Genomic DNA, 24,906 nt, shown 5'->3' with positions numbered 1-24,906 from the left:
CAAAAAATGACCACCTACCAAGAGCCTTGGTAAATGGTCAAACTTCACAGGGTTAGGACATCAGACCCTAGGAAAGAGAATGAGCCTCGCAAGGGTCGTTCTCTTTCCTAGGGTGCGCAGGGATAGACCCCGAAGGGGGCGCAAGGGAGGCAGTCCCTTGTTTCGGAACGTAGTGACGCAAAAAGAGAGAGGCCACTTGTTACGGTGGTCTCTCTCTTGGTCGCTTTCAAGCACAAAATACAGGTCGTAAGACCCTGTATAGAAGTGCGCCCTTCTTTGGAAGGGATGGGGGGTTACTCAGTTATCGCCATAATTCCGTATGGCATTATTAGCTTAAAACAATGGCACACCATACTCATCAATGTAGATTAACTCGTTATATCATCCTATTCTCGTGCCGTCAAATGTGACATAATAACAAATTCCTTCGTTCCAATCTGTGACCGATATCATTTCGCTACCTATCTCAACTTCTTCCTTCTCTTTGAATTCATAAATAATCGTTCCGTTATCGTCCACAAGAGAATGGTCTCTGTAAATTAGATTTTCTGTTATCAACGTACCTCCATCGCCTTTGACGGGTTCAAATAGAAATGCACCTGTTTTGTCAATCATCGTATAAAAAGCAACACCGTCTGGTGAGGACATATTCAGGATTGCTCGTTCCCCAACAAAATACGGCAACGATAGCAAGTCATATTCCGATAAATCAATTGCCATTTGTCCGTTCAAATCATAAAAATTGGTTTCCTCATGGGAATCTAGCAACATCAATTCGTCATCATGCCAATAAATTTCGAAGGAATATGAGGAATTGTCTATGATCGATACCATATCATACGTTTCCCCGTTGTATATAAATTTACCAACTTTGTTGCCGTATCCATACCCTCCGATGAGATACAGACCGTCTTCGTCCTCTGAAACCAGAACACCGTCATTGATTGCGGAACTGATTCCTAGGCTTTTGACCTGGGAAGTAGGATATGTCTTTTTTGTATCCAGGGAATAATAGATGTCCCCAGCCAGTTCAAACAGGAAACTGTCCTCAAATTGCAACACCGAAACATTTTCATTGTTATTCATGTAAGGTGCCAGTATATTATCTTCACTCAATGGCTCTATCCAGGTGCCGTCATGACCTAAAAATCCTACTTGGTATACATTTCCGTTGAATGTTTCTTCTTTGGTATACATGACACTCACGCCAGCAAAGGTTTTGTAAAGCGTTGCGTCTCCGGTGTACAGATTGTTTCCGTATACATCCATCAAGGCATTTTCTTCTGGAGAAAGGTTGTGCAAAATCCAATAGGTGCCATTGGAAAAATCCGTTAGTTTATTGTTGCTGGAAGTTGGTGCAAGGTTATATTCGTACTCTAAGCAACTCAATATGGTTCCTTGTTCATCGATAAAGCAAGTTCTTGTGATTCTTTTGTCAGCCGCTTCACTTTGATACATATCAACATCAATAGCTGCATAGCCATCTGTAAAAGGTGCTAACGTTGCAAACTCAACCTCACTGATGTTCTTTCCAACGATATTTTCTGGTGTTATCACTTGTGGAATGTCAAATCCATTGGTTACAATATCATCTTCGTTTATGGTCGTGACAGGCTCCGCTTTCAAGTACCAATCCTCATCCATTTTCAGCAATTCAAATTCTGCAATGAGTGGAGCAGAAAGCTCTTTGGTGCCATCTGTGGCAAACAAATCATATACAAGTGTGATGGTGGCATCGTTTTTATTCACCACTGGATTGCCTTCAATCCCTGAATATGTATATTCTAATGTCAGTCCCAGTGAATCTAATGTAGCTTGAGCAAAATAACCTTGTGCAGATATAGCAGTGTCAGCCACATCACCAACACCCAGTAAATTGCCGAGAATATCAGCCGTTCCTTCTGCTGTCCCTTGCAAGTTAGGATCCATACAATCAGCCATGGTGTGGGTATCATTTTGCTCTACGGCTGTCATATAGCGTTTCGCAACTTCGAGAACCAAGTCCTCGTCTGAGATAGTTGCCGACGTGATTCCTTGTGTCTCATCTAATGTTTGAGTACCGCCATCAGTTTTTTCTCCACAAGCAACCATTGACACGCATAATGCCAATGATAAGCAGAGTAGTAAAAATCTTTTCATTTCAATTTATTCCTTTCGCAAATCCGCAGACATCACGTCTTTGTTTATAATAAAGTTTAGATGCTGTTTGCGTTTGTTTAAGCTGCACAATTCACTTTCTTTTTGAGAAAAAGATACTCTATTTCATAGCGAATAGCTGCTATATATCCAAAGAAAAGTCCTATAAACACGACAAGAAAAGCCCCGATGCACCAACCCTTCAAGCCACTTTTTACGCTGCCAGTCGTCAATGCCGAAAATAAAGCGGCACTTGTGGCTCCTGCCAATAACGCATCTGGGTCTATTCTGAGTTCTCTGATTTTGAGCATATACCAAGTCCAGCCGTAAATTTTACCCATGATTTTCCCACTGATAAACACATTTACAACCATGATAACGACCATAAGCAACAACATTGGTATGCTCATTTGCCCAGAAAAAAGCATCATACAGAATGAGAAGAGACTCATAATGAGTATAAGTATAGTCCCTCCTTTTTCCCATTTTTTGATGAGTTCCTTGATATAAGTCATACGCTCATATCTAGCTGTGGGGTCTTTGCCGAAAAAAACATTTAGTGACATTTTGCTCCTCCTCAATAATCCAACTCTGTGAACATCCTACGAACGTAGTAGTTAATAAGTGACGGGCTCACAGAAAATCGTTGTTAACAATGTGTAGTTTTTTGTAAGTGGAAATACGAGTGCGAGTACTCTGTATTTTATCTGATAATCACTTGTTTTTTGGTAAATGTTGTGGTATTATATAGCAAAGAACAATGTGAGGTAGAATTACAGAAACCTACACATTCCTGTAAATCCACCCCACTTACAATAACTTGGCTTTTTCGTAAATCTCCGCTCGGTAGCGGAAGGTCGCCATTGGCATTTGGCACTCTTGGGCGGCAACTAGCCCTGTGATTTTGCCCCCTTTCCACCGCTGATAGACTTCATGGAAGTTATCGGGCAGTGGCTTTGGTGGTCTGCCAAAGCGTACCCCTCTGGCTTGGGCGGCGGCGATGCCCTCGGCTTGCCGTTGGCGGATGTTGGTGCGTTCGTTCTCTGCCACGAAGGACAACACTTGGAGCACAATGTCACTGAGGAATGTCCCCATCAAGTCCTTGCCACGGCGAGTGTCCAGTAGGGGCATATCTAGCACCACAATGTCGATGCCCTTCTCCTTGGTCAAAATTCGCCATTGCTCTAAGATTTCCTCATAGTTGCGCCCTAGACGATCAATACTCTTGATAAAGAGTAGGTCGTCTTTTTTCAGCTTTCTCAGCAGTTTTTTGTACTGAGGACGGATAAAATCCTTCCCCGATTGCTTGTCGATGTAAATTTTACTGTCCGTCACCCCAACCTCGTGGAGGGCGATGAGCTGTCTGTCCTCATTCTGTTCCTTCGTGCTAACACGGACGTAACCGTATGTTGTGGGCATGATATATACCCCCTTTCTCTTGGCTCCCATTGTAACCTATGGGAGTTGTTGATAGAAATAGCAAAACGACTGAACAGCCCAAGGCCGCTCAGTCGTTTCACTTCTATATGTGGTTGTTATGCCGTGATGGTGTCCTGTTGTGACTTTAGTGTTTGCCGTCTCTTTGCCATGTAACGTCTGTTATATTCAGCCTTTTTCGCTCTGCGTCTGTCTTGTTCCTCTAAGATGGAAATTTCCTCCTCACTCAAGGGTGGGGTCTGGTCGGGAATATGGATTTTACCCACGAAGGTGAAGAAGATTTCTATATCCTGTGTCCGCTTATAGCCTATCCCCACGGGTTCATGTACTAGAATTTTCTCAACAAATGCGTTAATCAGTGCAGGGGTTAGGGTGTCGAATTGGGCGTGTCGCTTTACAAGTGCCACAAATCGCTCTGCCTGTACCGTCTCGTCGGTGATGGCATCAAGCTCTTGCTGTGTCTGGGTGATACGCTGGGTGAGGTCGTCAAACTCTCCCTCAAAATCAGCTATCATTTGCTCAAATATCTTATCAGACAGCTTGCCGTTTACATTATCCTCGTAGAGCTTGCGAATAAGCCGCTTTAGTTCCTCGGAACGGGTTTCATCGCTTTGGATTTTCTGGCGAAGTAGCTTGGCTCGTTGCTGGCGGTATACACCAGAGTCGGTGCAGACTTGCCGTATAAACTCCTCCTCTTGGGTGTTGACGAATTGACAAGCACCTCGAATGGCATCAAGCACCAGTGCGTGTACCGCACTGGTCTGAACGGTATGAGCGGAACAGCGTTTGCCGTAGTTTTGCACCCCCAAGTTGTAGCTAGAACAAGTGTATACATCCCTCGGTTTATTGGGTTTCCCTGTGGGGTCGCCCTTCCAATCTCTCGCCTTGCCCATGAGCCCACGGTGATTATACATCTTTGCCCCACAATCGGCACAGTACAAGAGACCCGTGAGCGGATTCGCCTCCCCGTATCGGTTGCCACGTCGGGTGGTCTTTATCAGCTCCTGTACTCGCTCCCATGTATCGAAGTCAATGATGGCCTCGTGGGTGTTATGGAACACAACCAGCTCCTCCTTGGGGCGTTTGAGGGCTATCTTGTCCTTGTAGCTCTCCTTGTAGGTCTTGAAGTTCACAGTATGCCCTAGATACTCCTGTCGCTCTAGGATGCTCTTAACAGTGGCACCACGCCATGTATACCGCTCTGAGGGGTTACAGTTGCCTTGATGATTGCCACACCCTTTCTGGGCTAAATAATAGGAGGGTCTGTCTACTTGCTCAACCGCTAGGGCACGGGCAATCTGATAGACCCCTTTGCCCTCCATCGACATAGCAAAGATGCGTTGCACCACTTGGGCGGCCTCGTCATCCACCACCCACCTTGTAGGCTCGTCGGGGTCTTTCTTGTAGCCGTAAACGCAGTGGTTGTTGGTAGGCACCCCAGACATCCCCCTTGTACGCAGAACGCTAGTGATTTTACGGCTGGTGTCTCGTACATACCACTCGTTCATGATGTTGAGGAAGGGGGCAAACTCACTGCTCTCGTGCTTACTACTGTCCACTCCGTTGGTGATGGCAATGAAGCGGATGTTGTGCTTTTTGAACATGACCTCGGTGTAAAAGCCCACTTGCAGATAGTCACGTCCAATTCGGCTCAAGTCCTTGGTAATGACATGGGTAATTTCTCCGCTCTCAATACCAGCCACCATCTTCTTCCATGCAGGACGGTCAAAATTTGCCCCAGTGTAGCCGTCATCGGAGAAATGGACAAAGTTGGTCAGTCCGTGGCTCTTGGCATAATCCTCTAGCAATTTCTTCTGATTGACGATGCTGTTGCTATCTCCAGAAGTTTCGTCATCACGGGATAAGCGTGCATACAAGGCTACTTTTTCAACTAATTTATTTGATTTCTTCATAAGGGAGGACTCCTTTCAGATGCCAGATTTCTTATCTTCCCTTGATAATATATCTCATCGGTAAATTGCTTTGGTGGTGCTGTTTTACCTGTTTTGATTTCTACTTGAAACGTATCTAGCAGATCGTCCACTGCCATTGTAGGCAAGGTGGTGGCAGTATCACTTTCTTCTAGCTTGAGCATTTTTTCATATTGCTTAAAGCCAGTGTTTGTTATCGTTTTGCCTTTTGCCGAAAAGCTATGTTCACCACAAGTGGCAGTGATGGTGGTTTCGCTATACTGATAGACTTCGCCCAATGCAGATAAAAGCCTTAAAGCAATCAAGGTCAAAACAGATTTTTCGCCATAAGGGAGCGTTTCAATGTCATAACCATCTGCCGATTTTGTTGGGATAATGGCATGGTGGTCGCTGACCTTGCTATTATCAATTACAGGGTGGGTGTTTGTTGGTGTATCCACATCCAACCCAAGTAACTGCATAGAAATACCTGCCACCAGTGGTAACGTACTTTCCATATCAGCTGTTAGAAATTTACTATCCGTTCTAGGGTAGGTCACTAGCTTTTTTTCGTATAGGCTTTGGGTGTATTCAAGGGTTTGATTGGCTGTAAACCCAAGTTTGCGATTGGCTTCACGTTGTAGCGTGGTTAAATCGTATAGCTTTGGTGGTTTTTCGGTTTTCTCTTTTTGCTCCACATTGGTAATGGTAAGTGGTGTGTGTTGGCAATCTTGTTTCATGGCTTCAGCTTGTGACAATTCACTCATGCGTTCAGATGAAAAGCTAACATTATCAGTAGTTAATACCACGTTATAAAATGGCTCTGCTTTAAATGCACCGATGGTTGCATTGCGTTCCACAATCATCGCAAGGGTGGGTGACATCACTCGCCCTACGTTTAACTGCTGATTATACAGGCACGAAAATAGCCTTGTAGCATTGATACCAACGAGCCAGTCAGCTTGCTGTCTACACGCTGCCGCTTGATACAGGGCATCGAACTCTGCACCATCTTTTAAACTGGCAAACCCATCAGTGATAGAACTGTCCTCCATAGAGGAAATCCATAATCTTTTTACGGGCTTAGTGGACTTGGAAAGCTGATACACCAATCGGAAAATCAACTCGCCCTCACGCCCAGCATCGCAAGCATTGATAACGGCATCAATATCTTTTTGATTTAACAGTTTGCTCAACACCTTTAATTGTTTTTGCTTATCAGGTGCAACGGTGTATTCAAAGGTAGATGGAATAATGGGCAAATCATCAAGCACCCATTTTTTATACTTCTCATCATACATTTCGGTACTTGCAAGACCTACCAAATGCCCTACGCACCAAGAAACTACATATCCATTGCCCTCTACATAACCATCTTTTTTTACAGTTGCACCAAGCACTTTACCAATGCTCATTGCCACCGATGGCTTTTCTGCAATTACTAACTTCATGTTGTTTGACCTCCTTCATAAAAAAAGACAGCAACCAACTATTTCATTGATTGCTGCCTTATTATCTGTGCTAGAACCTGTTACACTGGTTCGGTATCGTTTGGATCGTAATCATCCTCATCCTCATTGACAGTTTCTTCTTCGCCAAAGGCATCATCTAAACTGTATTCGTCCTCATCTTCATCAAAGGCGAGGGCAACATTTTCTTTCTTGCCTTTTTTACCTTTTACAAATACGAAGTAATACGCACCACCGATACCGCCAATACCTAATACTAAAACAAGCAATAAAACCGAATTATTATCTGTTTCCTCTGTGATAGGTTCTTCAGGTTCGGTGACTTCGGGTGTAGGTTCAGGGGTGGGTTCTTCCACCGTTGGTTCACTTGGTATCAGTGGTACAGACTCACCCGTGGTAAGTGCCACAAGGTCAGCTTCATCAATCAAATTCAGTAGATATACATTTTCGCTATCATCGGAACGGTCGATGACAATATAAAAATAGTTGCCATCTTTAGACACAGCAGTAATAAACTGCTTGCTACTTTCATCCGTAACCGTTATATCGTCTACAAGGGTTAGATTTCCGTCTGGTGTAAGTGCTGCGTCTGCATTGACTTCTGCAATAAGCTCTACTTCTTCGCTGACAGGCTCTATATCTTCACTGCCACCTGCAAACGCAACAGTAGAAGTGGAGAACGCAAATACCATGACGGCGAGTGTCGTTATCATCCATTTAGTTATCTTCATTACGGTTTTCCTCCATGCTCAATGGCACCACGTTTCCGTGATCCATATTTAGATTTGTTAAAAGTTCCTGTAAGCCTTGCAAATCCGTTTTGTTTTTCCTTAGAAAATCAATCATTTCCAAATTTTCAAGGTCAGTTTTTTCTTTCTGCAAGACTTTGAGTTTGCCTTGTAGTGCTAAGATTTTTTCTTCGGTCTTGGCAATATCAGCAGTTATTTTATTTAGTTTTTTATTCATAAAATCCTCCTAGTTCATTAGTCCATACCCCATAATCACAGAGCTATTTATAGCATAGTCACGCACTTTGCAAGCATCGCCACTATTGCCCTCAACGGTATATACTCGACTACCATCTGTACCCACAACAATACCAACGTGGTCGGCGCTGTTGTCGCCATCCCAATCAAAGAAAATGACATCGCCAGCGGCAATATCAGCATAACCAACGCTTGCCCATCTGCCTTGCGATGAGAAGTATGGCACACCTTGACTTTGACAAGAAGCAAATTTAGGCTCGCTGTACCCAGCTTGATTCAGTACCCACGAAACATAGCAAGCACACCATTCTACACGGCTATCAAATCCGTACCAACTCCAATAAGGTTCGCCACCTACATTTCCTACTTGGGTCATTGCAATATCTACTATATTTTGGTTTCCAGTACGTTCACCATCTACAAACACAACACCTGTTAAATCGGTAGACGGACTACCATCGGTACTGCCACCACCAAAGAGAAGTGGTTTGTTACCTTGGGTTTCTTTGTAGACAAGATACATTTCTAGTTCCTCGGCACTGAGCAAATCATTTGCCACAGTGTCCACACCTTTATTATCCAAGGTGACATTTAAAATGTAGTAATTGTATGGTACTTGCACTTCATAAGTATATTCGTGTTCCGTTACATTTCCATCTTCATCGGTAGTGGTATAAGTGCCTGTGCGTTCTTCCGTTCGATACCTGACTTCCACTTCACTTGTGATAGTAAGGGTATATTGGTTATCAAACATGGTTTGTAATTGCCCATCTACCGCACCTGCTTGATAGTAAAGTTTCAGTGCCGTGAGGTATGCAGCAAGCTGATGGGAATTGTGGTGAATGCTATCAAGGTTATAACGATATTCATCGTAGTTTGGATAGGTGCTTTCAACCCCATCTATCTTTGCTTGTAGGTTGGTTTCCATCAGTGTGTATTGGTTATCCACACTTACAATATCCGCATCTTCTGATGGGTACGAAGTTCCCACTGTTTGGGATAAACTACCTGTTACAAGAACCGAACAGGAAGAAACCACACTTGCCACTATCACAATGAGTAAAAAGGCACAGCCTATTACAAGCCATACCTTGGGGTTTTTCGCCACAGCAGATACCGCAGTAGAAACAGCACTGGCTCCTTTTTGTACCGTAGCTTTTACAGCACTGGCAGTGGATTGTCCACCTTGCCTAAATGCCGTTGCATATTGCTTTTTAATGGCTTGCTTTTGCTGAAAACGAGAAATAGGATTACTGGCAACGCTGGGATCACTGGCAAGTGCCTTTTGATGCGAGTAATTGACACCTGCCTTTTGTACCTTTGTTTCTGCCTTTTCCAGCTTCAAGTACGGCTTTTCCTTTTGATGGCGATAGGCTGACTTGGTACGATTATAAGCAAATTCAGCCGATTGCTCCGTCTTATGCACCGACTCAACACCCACATTATCATCTTCATTTTTAGAGATTTCTTGATGAATGGTAGCTTTCAAGGTGTTTTGTGGTGCTTTTTGTACGACACGTTCCATGCCACTGGCACCTTTGGGTTTATCCAGTAGTTTTGCCGATGGTTTTGGCATATCCTCGCTAAACTTCAAGGTGCTTTTGGCTGATTCCTTTTCATAAAGACGTTGCTTTTTCTTCTTCGGAATTTTGGCATCTAGTTTATCTCGCTTGGCAACAGCCTTATCCAGTTTGTTTTTTGCTTTTGTCACCTTATCGCTCATTTGACATCACCACTCACTGTTTCATCTAGCTTGGTGGTCATAATGCGATACAGTTCGGTATCTCTTGGGAAGTGGTCAACAAACGGAATGATAATACTGCCATAAATCAAAAGTCCCTCGCCAGCACCCGAATTTGTCACATACGAGAGTTGATGAGGGGAGATGTTTAACTGCTTGGCAAGAATTTCTCTATCCCCACCAGCTTGATTGAGCAAGTATACAAAATCAGAGTTTTCAAAGATATTCGCCACTTGGGGAGAGCAGAGAAAATCTTTTACATTTTGCGTTAGCCCAGTTGGGATACCGCCCCATTTACGAAAGCGTTTCCAAATTTCCACGGTGTAGTTGGCTGTTTGTTCCTTGCCCAAAAGCAAGTGCATTTCGTCGATGTAGTAGCGTGTAGATTTTCGGTTATCACGGTTTTTGGAAACCCTGCTCCAAATCTGGTCTTGCACAACAAGCATACCAAATTCTTTTAGGGCATTACCCAGTTCTTTGGTGTCGTAACAAACCACTCGGTTGTGTACGTCTACATTGGTACGATGGTTAAATACATTCAAGCTACCTGTTACATAAATCTGCATACAATCGGCAATATGCTTTGCTTTTTCGCCACCATACTCAATGACTTTGTTATATAAGTCCTCTAAAATAGGCATAGGGGTGTTGATAGGGTCAGCCATATAGGGCATATACACCAGTTGTAAACAACGGTCAATGATACTTTTTTCATCAGCTTCTACCTTGCCCATCATAATTTCAAACAAGGATAGGATAAAGTCTGATTTCAAAATCAATGGGTTTTCGTTTTCGCTGTTCTCAATGTTAATATCCATTGGGTTAATATATTGGGTGGAGAGTGGCGAAATTTTGATGACTTGCCCCTCTAGGATTTCAACAAGGGCAGAATACTCATTTTCGGGGTCTAGGATGGCAATATCATCATTGGTGATTAAGAATACATTGACGATTTCACGTTTTGCCGAAAATGATTTACCACTACCAGGAGTGCCAAGTATCAAACCATTAGGGTTCTTTAATAGCTTTCTATCAGCCATCAACAGATTGTTGGAAATGGCATTGATGCCATAGTACAACGCACCGTCACCCTTTTGGAATAGTTCACTTGTAGTAAAGGGCATAAAGCCTGCCGTACCAGTGGTGTTAATACTGCGATTGATGTCAATGCGATTTTTAGCAAGGGGCAACATAGACATAAAGCCTTCTTCTTGCTGATAATCTAAGCGATAGAGTACACACCCCATTTTCTGTGCAAGGCTTGTTGCTGCGAATACAGTGTTGTCCAGCTTATCCTTGGTCACATCGGTATGGGAAATCATCAAAGTAAAATAAAACAATCGCTCATTTCTACTTTGTAGGTCTTGCAATAGCTTTTTCACATCGGTGATGTAAAGGGCGAGGTCAGAGGATAGAATATCCATATCGTAACCACTGCGTACTGCCTTTTTCTGTTCATCAATCTTAATGCGTTCTAGGTCGGTTAGTTTTGCCTTTACCATCTTCACCGCCTTGATATGGTCGATGGATTTCACATGAATGGTAATGCTTTGGTTTCCGTCAATCTCTAAGAAGTCAGCAAGAATTCTGTCCGAGATTTCAGGTGCTAAAATGTGTAGAAAAGATACTGTTCCCACACGATTGCCCGTCTTATACATTTTGGCATCGCCAAAGTAGAACGAAGATGGAGCAATAAAATCTTTGGTGGATAGACCAGTTGGCACAAGCCATTTCCAATCAAAGTGAAAACTTTGGTTGTCATCCATGTGGATCATATTATGGAATAGATTGAGCCTTGCTTTTCCGTCAAGGCTCTCCATACGCACTCCAAGTCTTTTGAGGTTGCTTTTCACTTCACTTTCAATGCGTTCTAGTCGTGGCTTCGCTTTTTTGTAGTTCTTGGCATTGGTGCCAAAGGTTAAGTATTTGCGTTTTAAAATACCATTGTTACCTTTAGAAAGCTGTGATAGGAGCATTTCGCTATACTCACGACGAATACCATTAAAGGCATCGTCTTGCTCTTTGATGGTAATGCTATCTTCAAAGGTCTTTTCATTGCCCATCAGGTTTAAGAAGCTCAGTTGAAAGTTAATTTGTGGGTCAAAGTAGTTGAGAAAATCACACCAACCATCAAAGATAGCTGTTTTATCTTCATTTTCTGCCAGTTGATAGTTGATGTCCTCAAATAAGATGGTTTTGGAGTAGAAATCGCCCTCTACCTTGCAAATGCCATCGGGATATAATCGTTCATAGGGAATACTATCCTGTGCTGATTTTTCTTTCCCGTTACTGGCGTTGTGTCTTACCATGATTGCTGCTAGTTCTTTCTTTTCGGCTCGGCTGAGTTTGGTTTGCTTTTTTAACAACGGCATACACCTCCTTTTTATAATCGAATTGTTTCTCTAGTAATGCGTAAAAATTCTTGGTTTGATAGGGTCTTGCTTTGGGTTTTACAAATTTTACTTCGTACATCTGCTTTAAAATCACTTCCAAAGGTTGTCCGTGCTTGTGATACATCGCAAGCATAAAAAAGGGAAACATTACTGCCATCATCACAAGGGTGGCAAGTGTGGTGTGAATACTTTTTAGCAAAAAGAATGTAGGCAGCCCCACCAAAGCACCAAGGGAAAAACAAATCAGTTGCCTTTTGGTAAGGTTAAACACGAGTTTTGTTTTCACTTCGTTTAGGTCTTTTGGCACGGACACATAAGCCATTAACGCACCTCCTTATCTTTGGTGGGTGGTTTTGCTGTGTGGGTCACATCTGCCTTTTTTTCTTGCAGTTTATCCAATACAGAAGCACGAGTTTCCGATGGTTTTTCTTTTTGAACCAACTTTTCCTTTGCCCACGCTGGCAGTAATTCTGCTTTGGCTTCACCCATAAAGTCCTCACGATAGAAGTGGGCATTTTCACCATCAAGCAAAAATTCACCCATCACTTTTCTGCCCGTTTTGTTTGGCATACAACCAAAGCCACCCACAGCATAGAAAAGTTGTTCATCTCGTGTTTTGTGTTGCTCATTGAGTACCGATGGCTTTAATACAAGCACCTTTTTTTCAAAGTCCAAACCATCTGCCAAATGTACTTGCTCTTTATCCCACAAATTTAGAGCAAGATACTCCTTGCGATATTGATTAGCGAAAATATCAAGCAACCCTGAATGTTGCCCTATGAGAAATTCGCCACGCCTGTCCAGTCCCGCTACTATGTCTTTTGGCACAAAAATCTCTTTTGCCCAAGATTTATTATTAGCAGAGATGCGACCATCAAAATCTTTTTGCTGGATGGAACTTGCCAGTACATAAGCAGTACGATCAAACCCAAACTGCTGAATCATTTGTTTTGCAAGGTCTGGCTTTAATCTGTATCCGTCATAATTTTTATCAATTATATTTTCGATTGCCTGTTTGCACTCGACATTAGCACGATGAGATTGATAATATGTTTCTACATCGTCATTGCGTTTTGCCTCATTGAGAGAATGAGGGTAAAATGGTCTGTTATCTGTCATACAAACCTCCTTGTTGTAATTTTAATTAGTGTGCATTGAAAATGGATTTACTCAAAGTCCCTGTTTTAAAAAGACTAAAGCATAGTAGCACCGTATACATCATGCAAGTCCAAATGCTTGCGATTGGATCTCCACTTGTTGCAATAGACGAAATTAGCACAGCATAAATACCGACACAAACCATAATTAAAAAGCCCTGAAATGCCAACGCACAAAGTGCTTTCAAATAGTTTTGTCCCATGCTGCTCCATTCTTTGTTGCCCATTGTAGCAAGAGGGATTGCTCCTAGTGATGTCATTAGATAAATTTCGAGCATACGCCCATATACAATGATAAAAATGCAGACACTTAATGCCCACATGATAATTCCCATGACGAAACTTTGCATATACAATCCTAACAATGGACCGACATCCATTGCTTCAAGGCTTGTTTCCAAGTTATCTAAAGCGTTTTGTCCGATGGCTGTATCGGCTAGAATTACCCCTGAAGCACTTTGCACTACGCTTTGTGCTACATCAAAGATTGCCATAATAATTGGGAATGTGTTTGTTACGATAGTGACGGCAATAAAAGTTTTAAATATCCATTTGAATACGTCAGATGGCGGAAAATCGTTCATATTGTTTTTCTCTATAACCATTTGTATCAGTTCATAGCACATCACAAAGGTTAGTATAATACCCGCAATGGGCATTATCACAGTATCCGAAAGATTTTCAATCATAGAAAAGACACCACCGTTCCATGCCGATGGTGTCTGTCCTACTTGACCTGCGACACGAGAAACTTCCGAGTTAAGCGTGTCAAACAAGCCTGTTAGATTTCCCATGATTCCATCGACGAGCAATTCTTTTAGCCATTCATTGATAGCGTCGATGATAGATTGCATAGGCTTTTACCTTAAAACAAGCTAGAAAGCAATGGTACGAGTGTAGTGCCGATCAGTGCAACACCACCGCCAGCCATAAGCTGTTTCATTCCCTGTGACTTTGCACCGGGGTTATCGTTGCCGTAACCTTCTAACAGGTTAATAACACCCCACACGCCAAGACCTGCACCAAGTGCGATAACAAGTGTCTGTAATACTCCGATTGCTGATGTAAAAAAATCCATAATAAATATCCTCCATGATAATTAAGTTTGTTTTGTTGTTCGTTTCGATTTCTTGCCAATAAGAACCACTATACCCATAGCAGTTCAGCCAATACATTCAATGGCAGCACCTCCTTTCGTGAATGCCATCTAAAAAAGGGTATAAAAAAACACCACCTAAGCGGTAGCGTCATTCGGCAACTTCACCCATGTCAAATACTTCGTATTCTTCATCAGGCTTGCTTCTTAATTTAGTTGATAGAAACTGTTCAATATCAAAGGTGTTTCGCTTGTCATAATCCGATAGATATTGATAGTTGGGGTGCTTGGTAATATCATATTTGTTCGATAAAAAAGGTCGCACACCTCGTAGCTGCATAATACATTTACCACCATCCATCACGGCAATTTCATCTTGCGACATCAATGCCTTGCCCGTTTTTTGGTAGTTCAAGCCGTAGCTTCGTTGACTACCACGGGTATCGGATGTGTTAAACATATCAATGGTTTCCTTGCCGAGCAGTTCCTCTAAGTCTTTGATAGTAGATTTTTCTTTACCACCAAGAAAGACCATTGTGTCACAGTTGCCCACGATGGTATCTGCATTGTCCTTGTAGATTGCCTTTAACTGACTTTGTGCCTGCAATACAAGGCAGGCTGAGATTTCACGGGAACGAATGGTTGCCATCAATTTTTCTAGCTTTGGGATTTGCCCAATGTTGGCACACTCATCAATCAGGCATCGCACATGAATCGGAAGTCTGCCACCATACACATCGTCTGCCTTTTCGCACAGAAGATTGAATAACTGGGTGTATGCCATCGACACCAAGAAGTTAAAAGTGTCATCGGTATCAGAGATAATAAAGAACAATGCTGTCTTTTCATCACCGAGGGTATCAAGTTCCAATTCGTCGTAAGCTGTTAAATCTCGTAGCTCTTGAATATCAAAGGGAGCAAGCCTTGCACCACAGGAAATCAGAATTGACTTCGCCGTTTTGCCCGCAGCCAGCTTGTATTTTTGGTATTGTCTAACGGCAAAGTGGCGAGGATTTTTCTTTTCTAGTTCTTCAAAAAGCAAATCAACTTGGTTTTTAAAGGTTTCGTCATCTTCTCGAACCTCACTTGCATTGATAAACTCAATCAAGGTGTTAAAGTTCTGTTCGTCTTTGGGTGCTTCGTAATAGATATAACCGATAATGGCAGTGTAGAGCAGTGTTTCAGCTTTCTGCCAAAAGTCATCGCCACCTTTTGCATCGCCTTTGGTATTGGCAATCAGGGTGGTCACTAGCTTTAAAATATCCTTTTCGCCATGAATATAGGCAAAGGGGTTATAGTGCATGGACTTCTTAAAATTGATAGTATTTAGTACCTTGATTTTATAGCTCTCGTAAATTACCTTGCCCTGTTTATCACGCATTGGCTTGCCAGTGTCTTTATCTAGTTTGGGTGTGCCTTTTTGCAGTAGCTTGCCACACTCGACTAAGATAGAGCCTTTTGAGTGTTTTTTGTCAAGGGCAAATTTTAGAATATAATAATTTTTATCGTATAAAGCCATAATTTCTATAAAATACACATATTTTATCACCTTTTCTGTTGGTCGATTTCTTGAAGAATTAGACGTTCAATCTTGTCCTCTAATGTTTCCTTGCTGGTCTGGCTAAAATAGACATTGACATGGTAGGTTGTGTTTCCGACCTTTTTTATGAAGTGGGGCTGGGATACTAGGGTGGTCTCTTTCGCCTGTTCTGGAGGCTCTGGGAGGGGCTGGACGGTGTCTGGATGGTGTGTAGGCATAGGGTGTCACCTCCTTTCAGTGGACGCAAAAAGACCCTGTTGACCATCGGATCAACAGGGTCTTAGCGAATGTATTCAGTTGTTACTGAGGTAGGGAGATTTTGCGTGTAGGCGAGGATGCAGGCTGTACGAGTGCAATGCTCATAATGATTATCTTTTAACTTTCTTGAAAAACAAGAAATAGATTAAAAGTATGTTGATAAAAATATCGTATACTCTTAATTTGTCAAATAAAAGAATAGTAGATAAGACAGAAAATAAAACAATGTCAAAAGAAATAATTTTAGCAAACAGTCCTTTTTCTTTTGTCATCCATGTAAAATACGCAAGTATTGGGCAGATAATCGCAAATGCCGTCCATCCAATTATAAAGGTATTACTATACACACCATCAGTTACAAACGCTACAAAATAATATGTGATAAGCATTCCTATACAAAAAGGCAGCATATTTAGCATAGCCTTCTTTTTTGTTTGAGAATATATTGAAATTATCGTCCCAAATAAAATCCATATTGCCATTTGTGAAAATATATTCCCTAAATTTTGAGTGTATATATCAAGCAATCTACTAGCAACGCCCAAACAAAGTCCTATAAGAAGCATTGAAATTGGATTTAGTATCATCTTTTTAATTGTTTCCACCTCCAGTTGTTATATAAATTCCACGGTATCCCGACACCTCGCACATCTTCGAGATTATCAAGATACCTCTCACGCCCACAGTATATCATAACGGTATATGAAATACAAGCAGTGTCACCGCTCCTCCACACGGCCTCTCTCCTGCGTGGGAGATGCTTTCACTGCCAACTCCTCCAGCGCCTTTTTCACACGCTCAGCCCTCCCCAATTCGTCCTTAAAGGCGGTCAATTTCCACTGGCACAGGGCGATTTCTCCCTCTAGCTTTTTGCGGTCTTTTTTGTAGCTAGGGGACTTAGGGTTGAGGTTGGCGATGGCGGTCTGGGTGGCTTTGATTTCCTTTTGCAACGCATAGAAGCCCTTGTTCATCTCAGCGATTTTCTCGTAGAAATCCTCTAGGCTGTCGATGTGGTTGGACTGCATAAAGGACAGCATTTGAGCACTCTGCTTGAGATGCTTTAGCTTCTGATAATGGGTGCTGGCGGTAGTATCTTTGAGGGTGGAGAGGGTGGAGAGGACGCTGACTTTTTCCGTGGTATGGGACAGGTCGAGGGGCTTGGATTTCTCGTCTCGTTGCCACTTCATCAGCCTTGTAATTCTGGCTCTAGTGGCTCGGATTTGCTTGTTGTCTGCGATGACTTGGCGGTTGATTTCCCCACGCTGGGTGGGGATGCCCTTACGCTCCATCTGACAGGAGGCCACCCCCATGTGGACGGTGGGCAGTTGGTCGATGCCCTGTCTCTCATAGCTACGGTGGTCGATGTGCTGGGTGCTGTGATTTTGGGCGAGGCATTGATTGCAAAGCAGTCCCCAACTGGCTCTCCACTCCTCGGCATTGTCACGGCTGTTCCAGTCGGTTGTGTCTACCTTCCTTGACTTCCAAGTGCCACTTGGAAGTGGTATGCGTTGACCAGTGGTGTCGGTGATGTACTCCTTCCGAGACTTGGCCCCCCATGTGCCGTCCTGCTCCATAGGTCGCATGGTCAAGAGAATGTGGCAGTGGGGGTTGTTGGGGTCTTTGTCGTGGATGGCAAGGTCGGCAATCATGCCACGGCTGACGAAGTTCTGCTTGCAGTATGCCTCCATCAAAGGCACCCACTGTTCCCTCGGGATTTCTTTGGGGATGCCCACCTCCACCTCACGGGCTAGTTGGGCATTTTTAGAGCGTTCCACGGTCTCCACTTCATTCCAGAGGGTGGAGCGGTCTAGGTAGTCTCTGGGGGCGTGGTCGGGCAGGAGGATGGCAGTGTGAGCCACCCCACCCTTGTGGGTGTAATCATGTGTCTCACCGTCATAGAGATTGTGGAGCTTCTCGCCACTGCGATAGGCGGCAGCAGCCACAGCGGATTTACCTTTCCCTCGGCTGATGATTTTGATGGAGCAATGAAAAATGGCCACGGTATGCACCTCCTATTTCAAGATTCTGAGCCAGAGGCCGTCTCCCTTGTCACCACCATCCAGCCACCACAAGCCCTGCTTGTGGCTCGCCCTTGAGGAAGGCAAAGGGGACTGCTACACTGAGGGATAAGACGGTGGGGGAAAGTCTCCTATTTCTGAGTTCTTCACCGTCGGCATCCATTGCCAGCAGTCCACTTTGACTTGGTCAAGGGTGGCGGTGGGTAGAGGGACTAGGTATCGGTTTTGGATCTCTGGGGGTTTGGGGGCTTGCCCCCATTGCTTCGCAGAACGCACAGCACCCGTAAGGGTGTATAAGTGCGCCCTTGTATCTCAAGGGACTACCCCCGTGGGGGTCTCGTTGGCTTGCTCCAGTACGCTCTTGGCCTGTGGGGTCTCCATCACCTTGTATAAAACCGCTTGGAGTTCGGGATGGGATAGGGATAGGATGGATGGATAGAGGGAGTGAAGGAGAGAATCCAAAATCGCTCCTTTTTGAATGAGGTCACGGGTGCGTGCTTTTCGTTGGGTCTGGCTGTTCTGAGCGTTGAGTTTGTCCAGCTTGTGCTGTAATTGCTTTTGTTCCAACTCGGCTTTTTCAAGCTCATGCTTGGTCTGCTCTAGCTGGTCGATGATGCTTTTATGTGCCATAGTCTCCTCCTGTCTGGATAGCAAAGAGAGGTCGCAATCCATAGCGGATGCGACCTCTCTGCTTATGTGGTGTAGCTGGTGTCTTGCAGTACCTCAATCATCAATCTGGCTCCCAGTACAAAGCCCAATCGGAACTTGCTCTCCTCGGTCAGCGAATTGATTTCTGCGTTGGTGTTGAGGAATGTATCGAAGGCCTGCTTGCCCTCGTCCCCCAATAGGTTACGGACTTCTTCATGCAGGGCGAGTGCTCGCTTTCTCAGCTGACTGTGTTCCTCGGTGTTCGGCTCTCTGCTCTCCACGGGGAAAACATCCCCGTAATAGAGTGCTTGGAAAATGCTATCTGACATAATCATACCTACTTTCATGCTACTTGTTCGGCTTGGGGAGGGATGTCCACCATGCCGATAAAATTGAAATGCACCTCAATCTTGTGCGTCTTTTTTCCTTGTCCACCACTGGCTTCATATACCACAATTTTCTCAATCAATTCATTTATCATGGTGATGGAAAGCTCCTCAATATCTTGATAGCGATTGACCAGATTGAGAAATCGTTTGGCTCGTTCTGGGGGTGAAACAAACTCTTTGATAGTTGCATCTAGCTGTGCTACTTGCCCTTCTAGGGCGGTATACTCTTGGTCATACTCGGTCAACATACGTTCAAAGTGTTGGTCTGGAATTTTTCCGATTGCGTTGCCTTCACACAGCTTTTTCATCAAGAGTTCTAGCTCGGATATTCGCTTTGTAGCGGTCTCTAAAGCCTTTTTATTTTCACGGACAGACTGTTCTACTGTGGCATCAGAAAGGGCTTGAATGGTAGCGATAAATTCACTACCATTGGACTTGGCTTGGTGGAGTACCCCTTGAACCGAGGCTAACAGTAGTTTTTCCACCGTAGATGCTTTGATAAAGTGCATGGTGGCACATTCCGCTTTATCTGGTCGTTTCCCTCGATAGGTGGAGCAAACAAAGGCACTGTCAGAGTCGTAAACCTTGCCGTCTTTCCTATGCTGTGCTTCGGGACTGCGATAGGTCATTCTTGCCCCACAATCAGCACAGTAGAGCATCCCAGATAGGCGGTGGGAATAGGAATGATTGGCAAGTGTGCGTTTAATTTTTCGCTTCACACGGTGGGCAGTGTGCCATGTATCTTCGCTGACAATGGCCTCGTGGGTGTTCTTAAAAATCATCAATTCTTCTGGTCGTGCCTTGCGTCTTTTCTTGGTCTTGTAGTTCTCGCAAATGGTCTTTCCCAATATGGTATGACCCATGTACTCTTGCTTTGCCAAAATGTAGCTAACCGCCGTAGCTGACCACCGATAAGGATCACGAAAACCCTTGCTGCGGTCATTCTCTGGGTGGTTCTTCTTGGCATAAGCGGAGGGGATAAGCTCCTTCTGAGCGGTGAGGGTATCGGCAATCTGGTTGACCCCATAGCCAGCTATCACCATCTGGAAGATTTGACGAACAACCTTGGCAGGTTCCTCGTCAATATACAGTGTGTTCTTATCATCGGGCTTGCGGTAAAAGCCGTAGGGAATAGCCCCACTGCACCGTTTCCCCTCCTGCATCCTCGCTCTGAATACTGCACGAATTTTATTGCTGGTATCCTTAGCATACCACTCGTTCATGATGTTGAGAAAGGGGGTGAAGTCGTTGTCCTGCTGGTTGGCACTATCCACGCTGTTGTTGATAGCGATAAATCGCACTCCCTTTTCGGGGAAAAGCACCTCCGTATAAAAACCTACTTTGAGATAGTCTCGCCCTAATCGGGAGAGGTCTTTCACCACCAGCGTCTCTACATTACCTGCTTCAACTTCGGCAAGCAACTGATTGAAGGCTGGGCGGTTGAAGTTGGTGCCGCTGTAACCATCGTCAGTGAAATGCCGTATTCGGGGGAAACCGTTTTTCTGTGCGAAGTCCTCTAGGAACGCTTTCTGATTTGTGATGCTATTGGACTCGCCTTGCAACTCGTCATCTCGTGACAATCTTTCGTATAAAGCCGTGATTTTTAGCGGATTTCTGCCCATTTTGTCACCTCCTTTCTCTAAAAAATTAGACGGTTTTTTCTCTGTCCTTACTTAGTATATGCCCTTTGGATCAGTAACAACGTAGGAACTGTGCATCTGCATCAGGTTTGGTTTTAGCCAAAATCTTGTTTTACCTGAACCTGAACCACCAACGATTAACACGTTTTTGTTACGAGAATCTTTTGGGTTTTTAGGGCGATTGCTCATCATCAAACTTTCGGTTTGGGTTAGGATAACATTCTTTTGAAACACAGGGTCTACAAAGGGTGCTATATCCTTTGCACCGCCCCAACGTGCCGAACCATACTCCATACCATGTCGATACTTCTTAGCGTTTTTACTGCGTATGTAGACAATGACACGAAGTAGTATACCTAAGCATATCCCCAAGAAAAAATCCGTAGGGTGAAAACTAGGTAGCCAATTAGAAAAAGCGATGGAATAACCATCGCCAAGCAGAAATAATTTCTCTGATAAGTTTGCACCACCTGCCAGTCGATAGCCTTGTACCAATTTACTTGCGAAAATGCCAATGACAAGGTAGGGTGCGTTTAGAATGAGTTGTTTTTTCAGTTGACTTGTCATAGGCTTTGCTCCTTGTGTTTATTTTTCACTTTCTCAATGACATTATCCTTGATGGCTTGTTTCATCTTTTTCAAGTTTTCAAGGACAGACGGCTTTTCAGCCTTTTTCATCATAGAAACAGAAAACTCCTTGAATGCTGCCGTGATAGCATCCTGATCACGAGCCTTGAAGAATACCATATACTTGGGTGGCTTGACGGTGCTATCTTTTTTCAGGGCAAAGTCAATGCCGTATTTTCTAGCATATTTTTCAAAGCTCTTGATATTTTTATCAGTGATTTCAATATTGGTCATGCCCTGATTTTGCTTTGCAAGTTGCTTTACACTTTGCTTACCTTGTGGGATGTTGGGGTGTGCCTGTTTGTTTTTCAGGTGTTGCAGATACATACGAACGACTTTCAGCAACATCCTTGCTGTCATTTTGGTGGTACTCACACCGAGTGCCACGGTCTTGTTATTTACTTCTTCTTGCAAATTCATCACTCCTTTCACGATAGTGGTTTAAGCATAAGCTGTTTTATGGTGGTTTTACCTTTTGATAAACAAAAATTGCCACCGTATGGTTGTATAAATCCATGTTCCATTTCTCCTTTACCCAAAGTCTTTTTTAATCATGGCTTGAATGCCAATATCCCCAACCTGCATAGCGTTCCAAATAACAGCTTTCATGTACTGCAAGTGGTTCTTAATGCTTTGCTCACTGCAAGCCTTTGTAAAATCGCCTATGGCTGTTTCTTGCAAACCGTATATCAAGCCATAAGGTGAAGCATCGTATTTGATGTATGGGATTAGCTTGTCGTACACTTTGGCATAGGTGATATAAGAGCCTTTCAAGGTCATCGGCTTTTTGGTGGTTAGCATTTCAATCAATGCTTCGTTGAACAGCTTCACCACGCTAAACTCAAACGATTCGCCATAAGTGTCTTTCTTGGCACAATCCACATAATGCTGATATTCCGTCATTTGGTGAATGGCAATGGTCATTTTGCGTTCATCTGCTGTGTAGTGATAGGGCAGTGTTTCAAGGCTAGATAATTCGTCTAAAACCAATTCTTCTAAATCCGTGTGAGAAAATCCATCCATCAATCCATCAAATTGCATTTCCAGTGACTGCTCATTTCCGTAGGGAGATACAGAGGGATAGATAGATTGAGTATCACTCCAATCAGTATTATTCTCTTTAGTATTATTAGTGTAACAATTTGATAGGTCAGCACTTCCTATTTTGATAGTTCTTGAGTTCTCATTTTCAGAAGTCTGCACTTCTTCATCCCTGTGAGGAAAAGCAGAAAAGTCAATATTTTGTGGCAATCCACGGATATTTTCGCTATCCACATCATTTGGTGCATTGCCAGAGTTCCTATTTTGTGAAGTCAAAACCTCTTTGGAAGTAAACTTTTTCACATAGATAATCGTTGGTTTTCCTTGCCCTTGTTTCTTGCGAACAATTAAACCAACTCCTTTTTTATCATCCAGTTCCGACATCACTCGAATAATTTTGGTATGGGCATATCCCAAATACTCCATTGCTTCATCAAGGGTGAAGTAGATAAAAACCTTGCCGTCTTTATCTAGCCAACCATTTTTTAGGGATAAGCCCATACGGTCTAGCATAATTCCATACAGCAATTTTGCATCAATGCTAAGTGGTTTAAATCGTTCGTCCGTAAACAAAAGTTTTGGTATTCGATAAAAGCTGTACCCGTCCGCTTCATTGCTATAATAGTAATCTAGTTGTAAATCGCTCATTCATATAACCTCCATAAACGAAGAAATGCCCCTTGGCTAACCTTAATTAGTCAAGGGGCATACTCGGTTTCATTATAAATTTTGCTCATTGTGCCACGCTTCAAGCAAGGTTGTAATCACTTCTTCCATCTGTTCAGAGGAATAGTTTTGTGGAAAATACTTGCCTAGTTTCTCTTTTTTTAGTGTAACTTGTACTGGTTTTGCTATCGTTTCAGACAAAATAACATCAATGACCGCTTCGCTCAAAGAACCATCGTTACTGTATTTCTTTAACTTTGTAGATTGAGATAGTGAGGGAATGACATCTAAATCAACCATTTTTTCAAGGAGCAATTCTTGGTCGTCGTGGCTTAAATAGGATAGTTCCACAGCCGTGTTAAAGGCTAATTTCTTGTTATCTACCATATCTAGCAAAGTGGGAATCAGTTCTGTCAAACGGATATATCGCTTGATTTGATTGCGACTATCATCTGCTTGTTCTGCTACAATTTCAATGGAAGTTTTACTCTTTTCCAACTTCTGCCCAAGTTGGGCAGAAGTTAAATCGGTGCGTTTACCCTGACTTTTGATGGCATCTAACTTCATTTTGTAAGCAAAAGCCTTTTCAGAAAACAGTAAATTTTCACGTTGAATGTTACTATCCACCATGATGATAGTGCTTTCATCATCGTCTAGTTCACGAACAATGGTGGGGATTGTTTCTAAACCAAGCAGTTCCGATGCACGTTTTCGTCGATGTCCTGCTACCAGTTCATAGCCACCATCTAGGCGAGGACGAGCAATAATCGGCATGAGAACACCATATTTTGCAATGCTTTCTTTGGTTTCTTCCATTTTCTCATCGTCAAGCACCTTGAACGGGTGATTTTGGAAAGGAAACAACTCACTTAAAGAAATATGCTGAATACGTTCGCCATCACAAGTAGCTTGGGTAACTTCATCTTCGCCAAAGAGAGAATCATAGCTTGACATTTTTATCTTGCTTGCACTACTTTTCATTGGCTATCACCTCACTTACCACATTTTCATAGGCAATCGCCACTTTTCCGTTTGGATCGTGTAGGTAAATGCTTTTTCCCTCAGCACTCATTTCAGCAGCTCTCACCGATTGTGGGATAATGCTGTCAAAGATTTTGATTTTACTACCATAGGTGTCACGCAAAAGGCTGATAATATCTTTGGTGTAATTGGTTCGCATATCTGCCATTGTGATTAAAATACCACCAATCGAAAGGTTCGGATTGATTTGTCTGCGTACCTTACCGATGGTCTTAAAAAGTTGCTCCATACCTTTGATGGACAAATATTGTGCTTGCACAGGGATAATTAAGTTGTCTGCACAAGCAAGAGCATTGATGGTAATCATACCAAGAGAGGGCGAGCAGTCCAGAATACAGTAATCGTATTGGCTATCAATGGTTTTTAGGTATTCTTTCAGAACGTTTTCACGGCTCATTGTATTGACCAGTGTAACTTCCAATCCTGATAGTTCAATGTTTGATGGGATAAGGTCAATCCCTTCTTCATGATGGAGGATGCCCTCATAAGGGGTCATCACTTCATCTTCAATCACTTTTTCCAGTAGAGTGGATATGGTAACAGGCAGCTTGTCTTGCTCTGTAAAGCCTAAGCTAACAGTTAGACTGCCTTGTGGGTCGAGGTCAACCCCTAACACCTTTTTGCCTTGTCTTGCAAGTCCGATGGCAAGGTTTACGGAAGTGACCGTTTTACCAACACCACCTTTTTGATTTACGACTGCGATTGTCTGCATTA

22 protein-coding genes and 2 pseudogenes are annotated in these 24,906 nt (G+C 43.2%); all 24 read right to left on the bottom strand.

Translation table 11 applies throughout. The features are described 5' to 3' along the window. Window positions 1-381 precede the first annotated feature (381 nt). The 24 genes and pseudogenes from RFF05_RS14600 to RFF05_RS14485 all read right to left on the bottom strand — a co-directional run bounded on the left by RFF05_RS14600 (window position 382) and on the right by RFF05_RS14485 (window position 24,904). Window positions 382-2,139, bottom strand: a complete 1,758-nt coding sequence (locus RFF05_RS14600) for a hypothetical protein (protein ID WP_409967775.1) — start codon at window positions 2,137-2,139, stop codon at window positions 382-384. Between the two features lie 77 nt (window positions 2,140-2,216). After that, the gene (locus RFF05_RS14595; RefSeq protein WP_409967774.1) at window positions 2,217-2,702 is read right to left on the bottom strand and encodes a hypothetical protein; all 486 of its coding nucleotides are present in this window, start codon (window positions 2,700-2,702) and stop codon (window positions 2,217-2,219) included. A 244-nt stretch (window positions 2,703-2,946) separates the two neighbouring features. After that, window positions 2,947-3,555: a recombinase family protein gene (locus RFF05_RS14590; RefSeq protein WP_409967773.1), complete on the bottom strand. Its 609-nt coding sequence runs from the start codon at window positions 3,553-3,555 to the stop codon at window positions 2,947-2,949. Window positions 3,556-3,671: 116 nt separating this feature from the next. Continuing rightward, the gene (locus tag RFF05_RS14585) at window positions 3,672-5,486 is read right to left on the bottom strand and encodes a recombinase family protein (protein WP_409967772.1); all 1,815 of its coding nucleotides are present in this window, start codon (window positions 5,484-5,486) and stop codon (window positions 3,672-3,674) included. Next, window positions 5,483-6,934 (bottom strand): DNA topoisomerase, encoded by a 1,452-nt coding sequence (locus RFF05_RS14580; protein ID WP_409967771.1) that lies wholly within the window; start codon window positions 6,932-6,934, stop codon window positions 5,483-5,485. The genes RFF05_RS14585 and RFF05_RS14580 overlap by 4 nt, the downstream gene beginning before the upstream one ends. Before the next feature lie 80 nt (window positions 6,935-7,014). Next, window positions 7,015-7,683 carry a CD1107 family mobile element protein gene (locus RFF05_RS14575; RefSeq protein ID WP_409967770.1) on the bottom strand — a complete coding sequence of 223 codons (669 nt, stop codon included), beginning with the start codon at window positions 7,681-7,683 and terminating at the stop codon, window positions 7,015-7,017. Further along, complete coding sequence (locus RFF05_RS14570; RefSeq protein ID WP_409967769.1) at window positions 7,670-7,918, bottom strand: DUF4315 family protein; 249 nt, start codon at window positions 7,916-7,918, stop codon at window positions 7,670-7,672. Before RFF05_RS14570 ends, RFF05_RS14575 begins: the two co-directional genes overlap by 14 nt. A 9-nt stretch (window positions 7,919-7,927) precedes the next feature. After that, window positions 7,928-9,661, bottom strand: a complete 1,734-nt coding sequence (locus RFF05_RS14565; RefSeq protein ID WP_409967768.1) for a CHAP domain-containing protein — start codon at window positions 9,659-9,661, stop codon at window positions 7,928-7,930. Next, entirely contained in the window at window positions 9,658-12,051 is a 2,394-nt protein-coding gene (locus RFF05_RS14560) for a VirB4-like conjugal transfer ATPase, CD1110 family (protein ID WP_409967767.1), read from the bottom strand. The genes RFF05_RS14565 and RFF05_RS14560 overlap by 4 nt, the downstream gene beginning before the upstream one ends. Continuing rightward, complete coding sequence (locus RFF05_RS14555) at window positions 11,966-12,394, bottom strand: PrgI family protein (protein ID WP_409967766.1); 429 nt, start codon at window positions 12,392-12,394, stop codon at window positions 11,966-11,968. Before RFF05_RS14555 ends, RFF05_RS14560 begins: the two co-directional genes overlap by 86 nt. Further along, window positions 12,394-13,191 carry a DUF3849 domain-containing protein gene (locus RFF05_RS14550; RefSeq protein ID WP_409967765.1) on the bottom strand — a complete coding sequence of 266 codons (798 nt, stop codon included), beginning with the start codon at window positions 13,189-13,191 and terminating at the stop codon, window positions 12,394-12,396. The genes RFF05_RS14555 and RFF05_RS14550 overlap by 1 nt, the downstream gene beginning before the upstream one ends. A gap of 25 nt (window positions 13,192-13,216) precedes the next feature. After that, window positions 13,217-14,083 carry a VirB6/TrbL-like conjugal transfer protein, CD1112 family gene (locus RFF05_RS14545; protein WP_409967764.1) on the bottom strand — a complete coding sequence of 289 codons (867 nt, stop codon included), beginning with the start codon at window positions 14,081-14,083 and terminating at the stop codon, window positions 13,217-13,219. Between the two features lie 11 nt (window positions 14,084-14,094). After that, the gene (locus RFF05_RS14540; protein WP_409967763.1) at window positions 14,095-14,307 is read right to left on the bottom strand and encodes a Maff2 family mobile element protein; all 213 of its coding nucleotides are present in this window, start codon (window positions 14,305-14,307) and stop codon (window positions 14,095-14,097) included. Between the two features lie 169 nt (window positions 14,308-14,476). Next, a pseudogene (locus RFF05_RS14535) lies at window positions 14,477-15,829 on the bottom strand (VirD4-like conjugal transfer protein, CD1115 family); the annotation flags it as partial. A gap of 41 nt (window positions 15,830-15,870) precedes the next feature. Continuing rightward, window positions 15,871-16,083 carry a transposon-encoded TnpW family protein gene (locus RFF05_RS14530; protein ID WP_409967762.1) on the bottom strand — a complete coding sequence of 71 codons (213 nt, stop codon included), beginning with the start codon at window positions 16,081-16,083 and terminating at the stop codon, window positions 15,871-15,873. A 150-nt stretch (window positions 16,084-16,233) separates the two neighbouring features. After that, complete coding sequence (locus tag RFF05_RS14525) at window positions 16,234-16,728, bottom strand: DUF6518 family protein (protein ID WP_409967761.1); 495 nt, start codon at window positions 16,726-16,728, stop codon at window positions 16,234-16,236. 114 nt (window positions 16,729-16,842) lie between these two features. Then, the gene (mobQ, locus tag RFF05_RS14520) at window positions 16,843-18,123 is read right to left on the bottom strand and encodes a MobQ family relaxase (protein WP_409967760.1); all 1,281 of its coding nucleotides are present in this window, start codon (window positions 18,121-18,123) and stop codon (window positions 16,843-16,845) included. Window positions 18,124-18,453: 330 nt separating this feature from the next. Continuing rightward, window positions 18,454-18,771 (bottom strand): DUF3847 domain-containing protein, encoded by a 318-nt coding sequence (locus tag RFF05_RS14515; RefSeq protein WP_409967759.1) that lies wholly within the window; start codon window positions 18,769-18,771, stop codon window positions 18,454-18,456. A gap of 62 nt (window positions 18,772-18,833) precedes the next feature. Beyond that, window positions 18,834-19,118, bottom strand: coding sequence for a DUF6809 family protein (locus RFF05_RS14510; RefSeq protein ID WP_409967758.1), 285 nt, complete (start codon window positions 19,116-19,118; stop codon window positions 18,834-18,836). A 14-nt stretch (window positions 19,119-19,132) separates the two neighbouring features. Next, a pseudogene (locus RFF05_RS14505) lies at window positions 19,133-21,385 on the bottom strand (recombinase family protein). Next, window positions 21,382-21,858 carry a PcfB family protein gene (locus tag RFF05_RS14500; protein ID WP_409967757.1) on the bottom strand — a complete coding sequence of 159 codons (477 nt, stop codon included), beginning with the start codon at window positions 21,856-21,858 and terminating at the stop codon, window positions 21,382-21,384. The pseudogene RFF05_RS14505 and the gene RFF05_RS14500 overlap by 4 nt, the downstream one beginning before the upstream one ends. A 117-nt stretch (window positions 21,859-21,975) precedes the next feature. After that, a complete protein-coding gene (locus RFF05_RS14495; protein WP_409967756.1) occupies window positions 21,976-23,133 on the bottom strand; it encodes a replication initiator protein A in 1,158 nt (385 codons plus the stop codon). A 72-nt stretch (window positions 23,134-23,205) separates the two neighbouring features. Further along, on the bottom strand, window positions 23,206-24,132 hold the full coding sequence (locus RFF05_RS14490; RefSeq protein ID WP_409967755.1) for a ParB/RepB/Spo0J family partition protein: 927 nt from the start codon (window positions 24,130-24,132) through the stop codon (window positions 23,206-23,208). Continuing rightward, window positions 24,122-24,904: a ParA family protein gene (locus RFF05_RS14485; RefSeq protein WP_409967754.1), complete on the bottom strand. Its 783-nt coding sequence runs from the start codon at window positions 24,902-24,904 to the stop codon at window positions 24,122-24,124. The genes RFF05_RS14490 and RFF05_RS14485 overlap by 11 nt, the downstream gene beginning before the upstream one ends. Between the last annotated feature and the right edge of the window lie 2 nt (window positions 24,905-24,906).

Origin of the sequence: Bengtsoniella intestinalis (assembly GCF_039719005.1) — a bacterium.
In the GTDB taxonomy this organism is placed as follows: domain Bacteria; phylum Bacillota; class Clostridia; order Oscillospirales; family Oscillospiraceae; genus Oscillibacter; species Oscillibacter intestinalis.
Note: the sequence above shows the minus strand (reverse complement) of the source record. Positions and strands in the feature narration are given on the sequence as shown.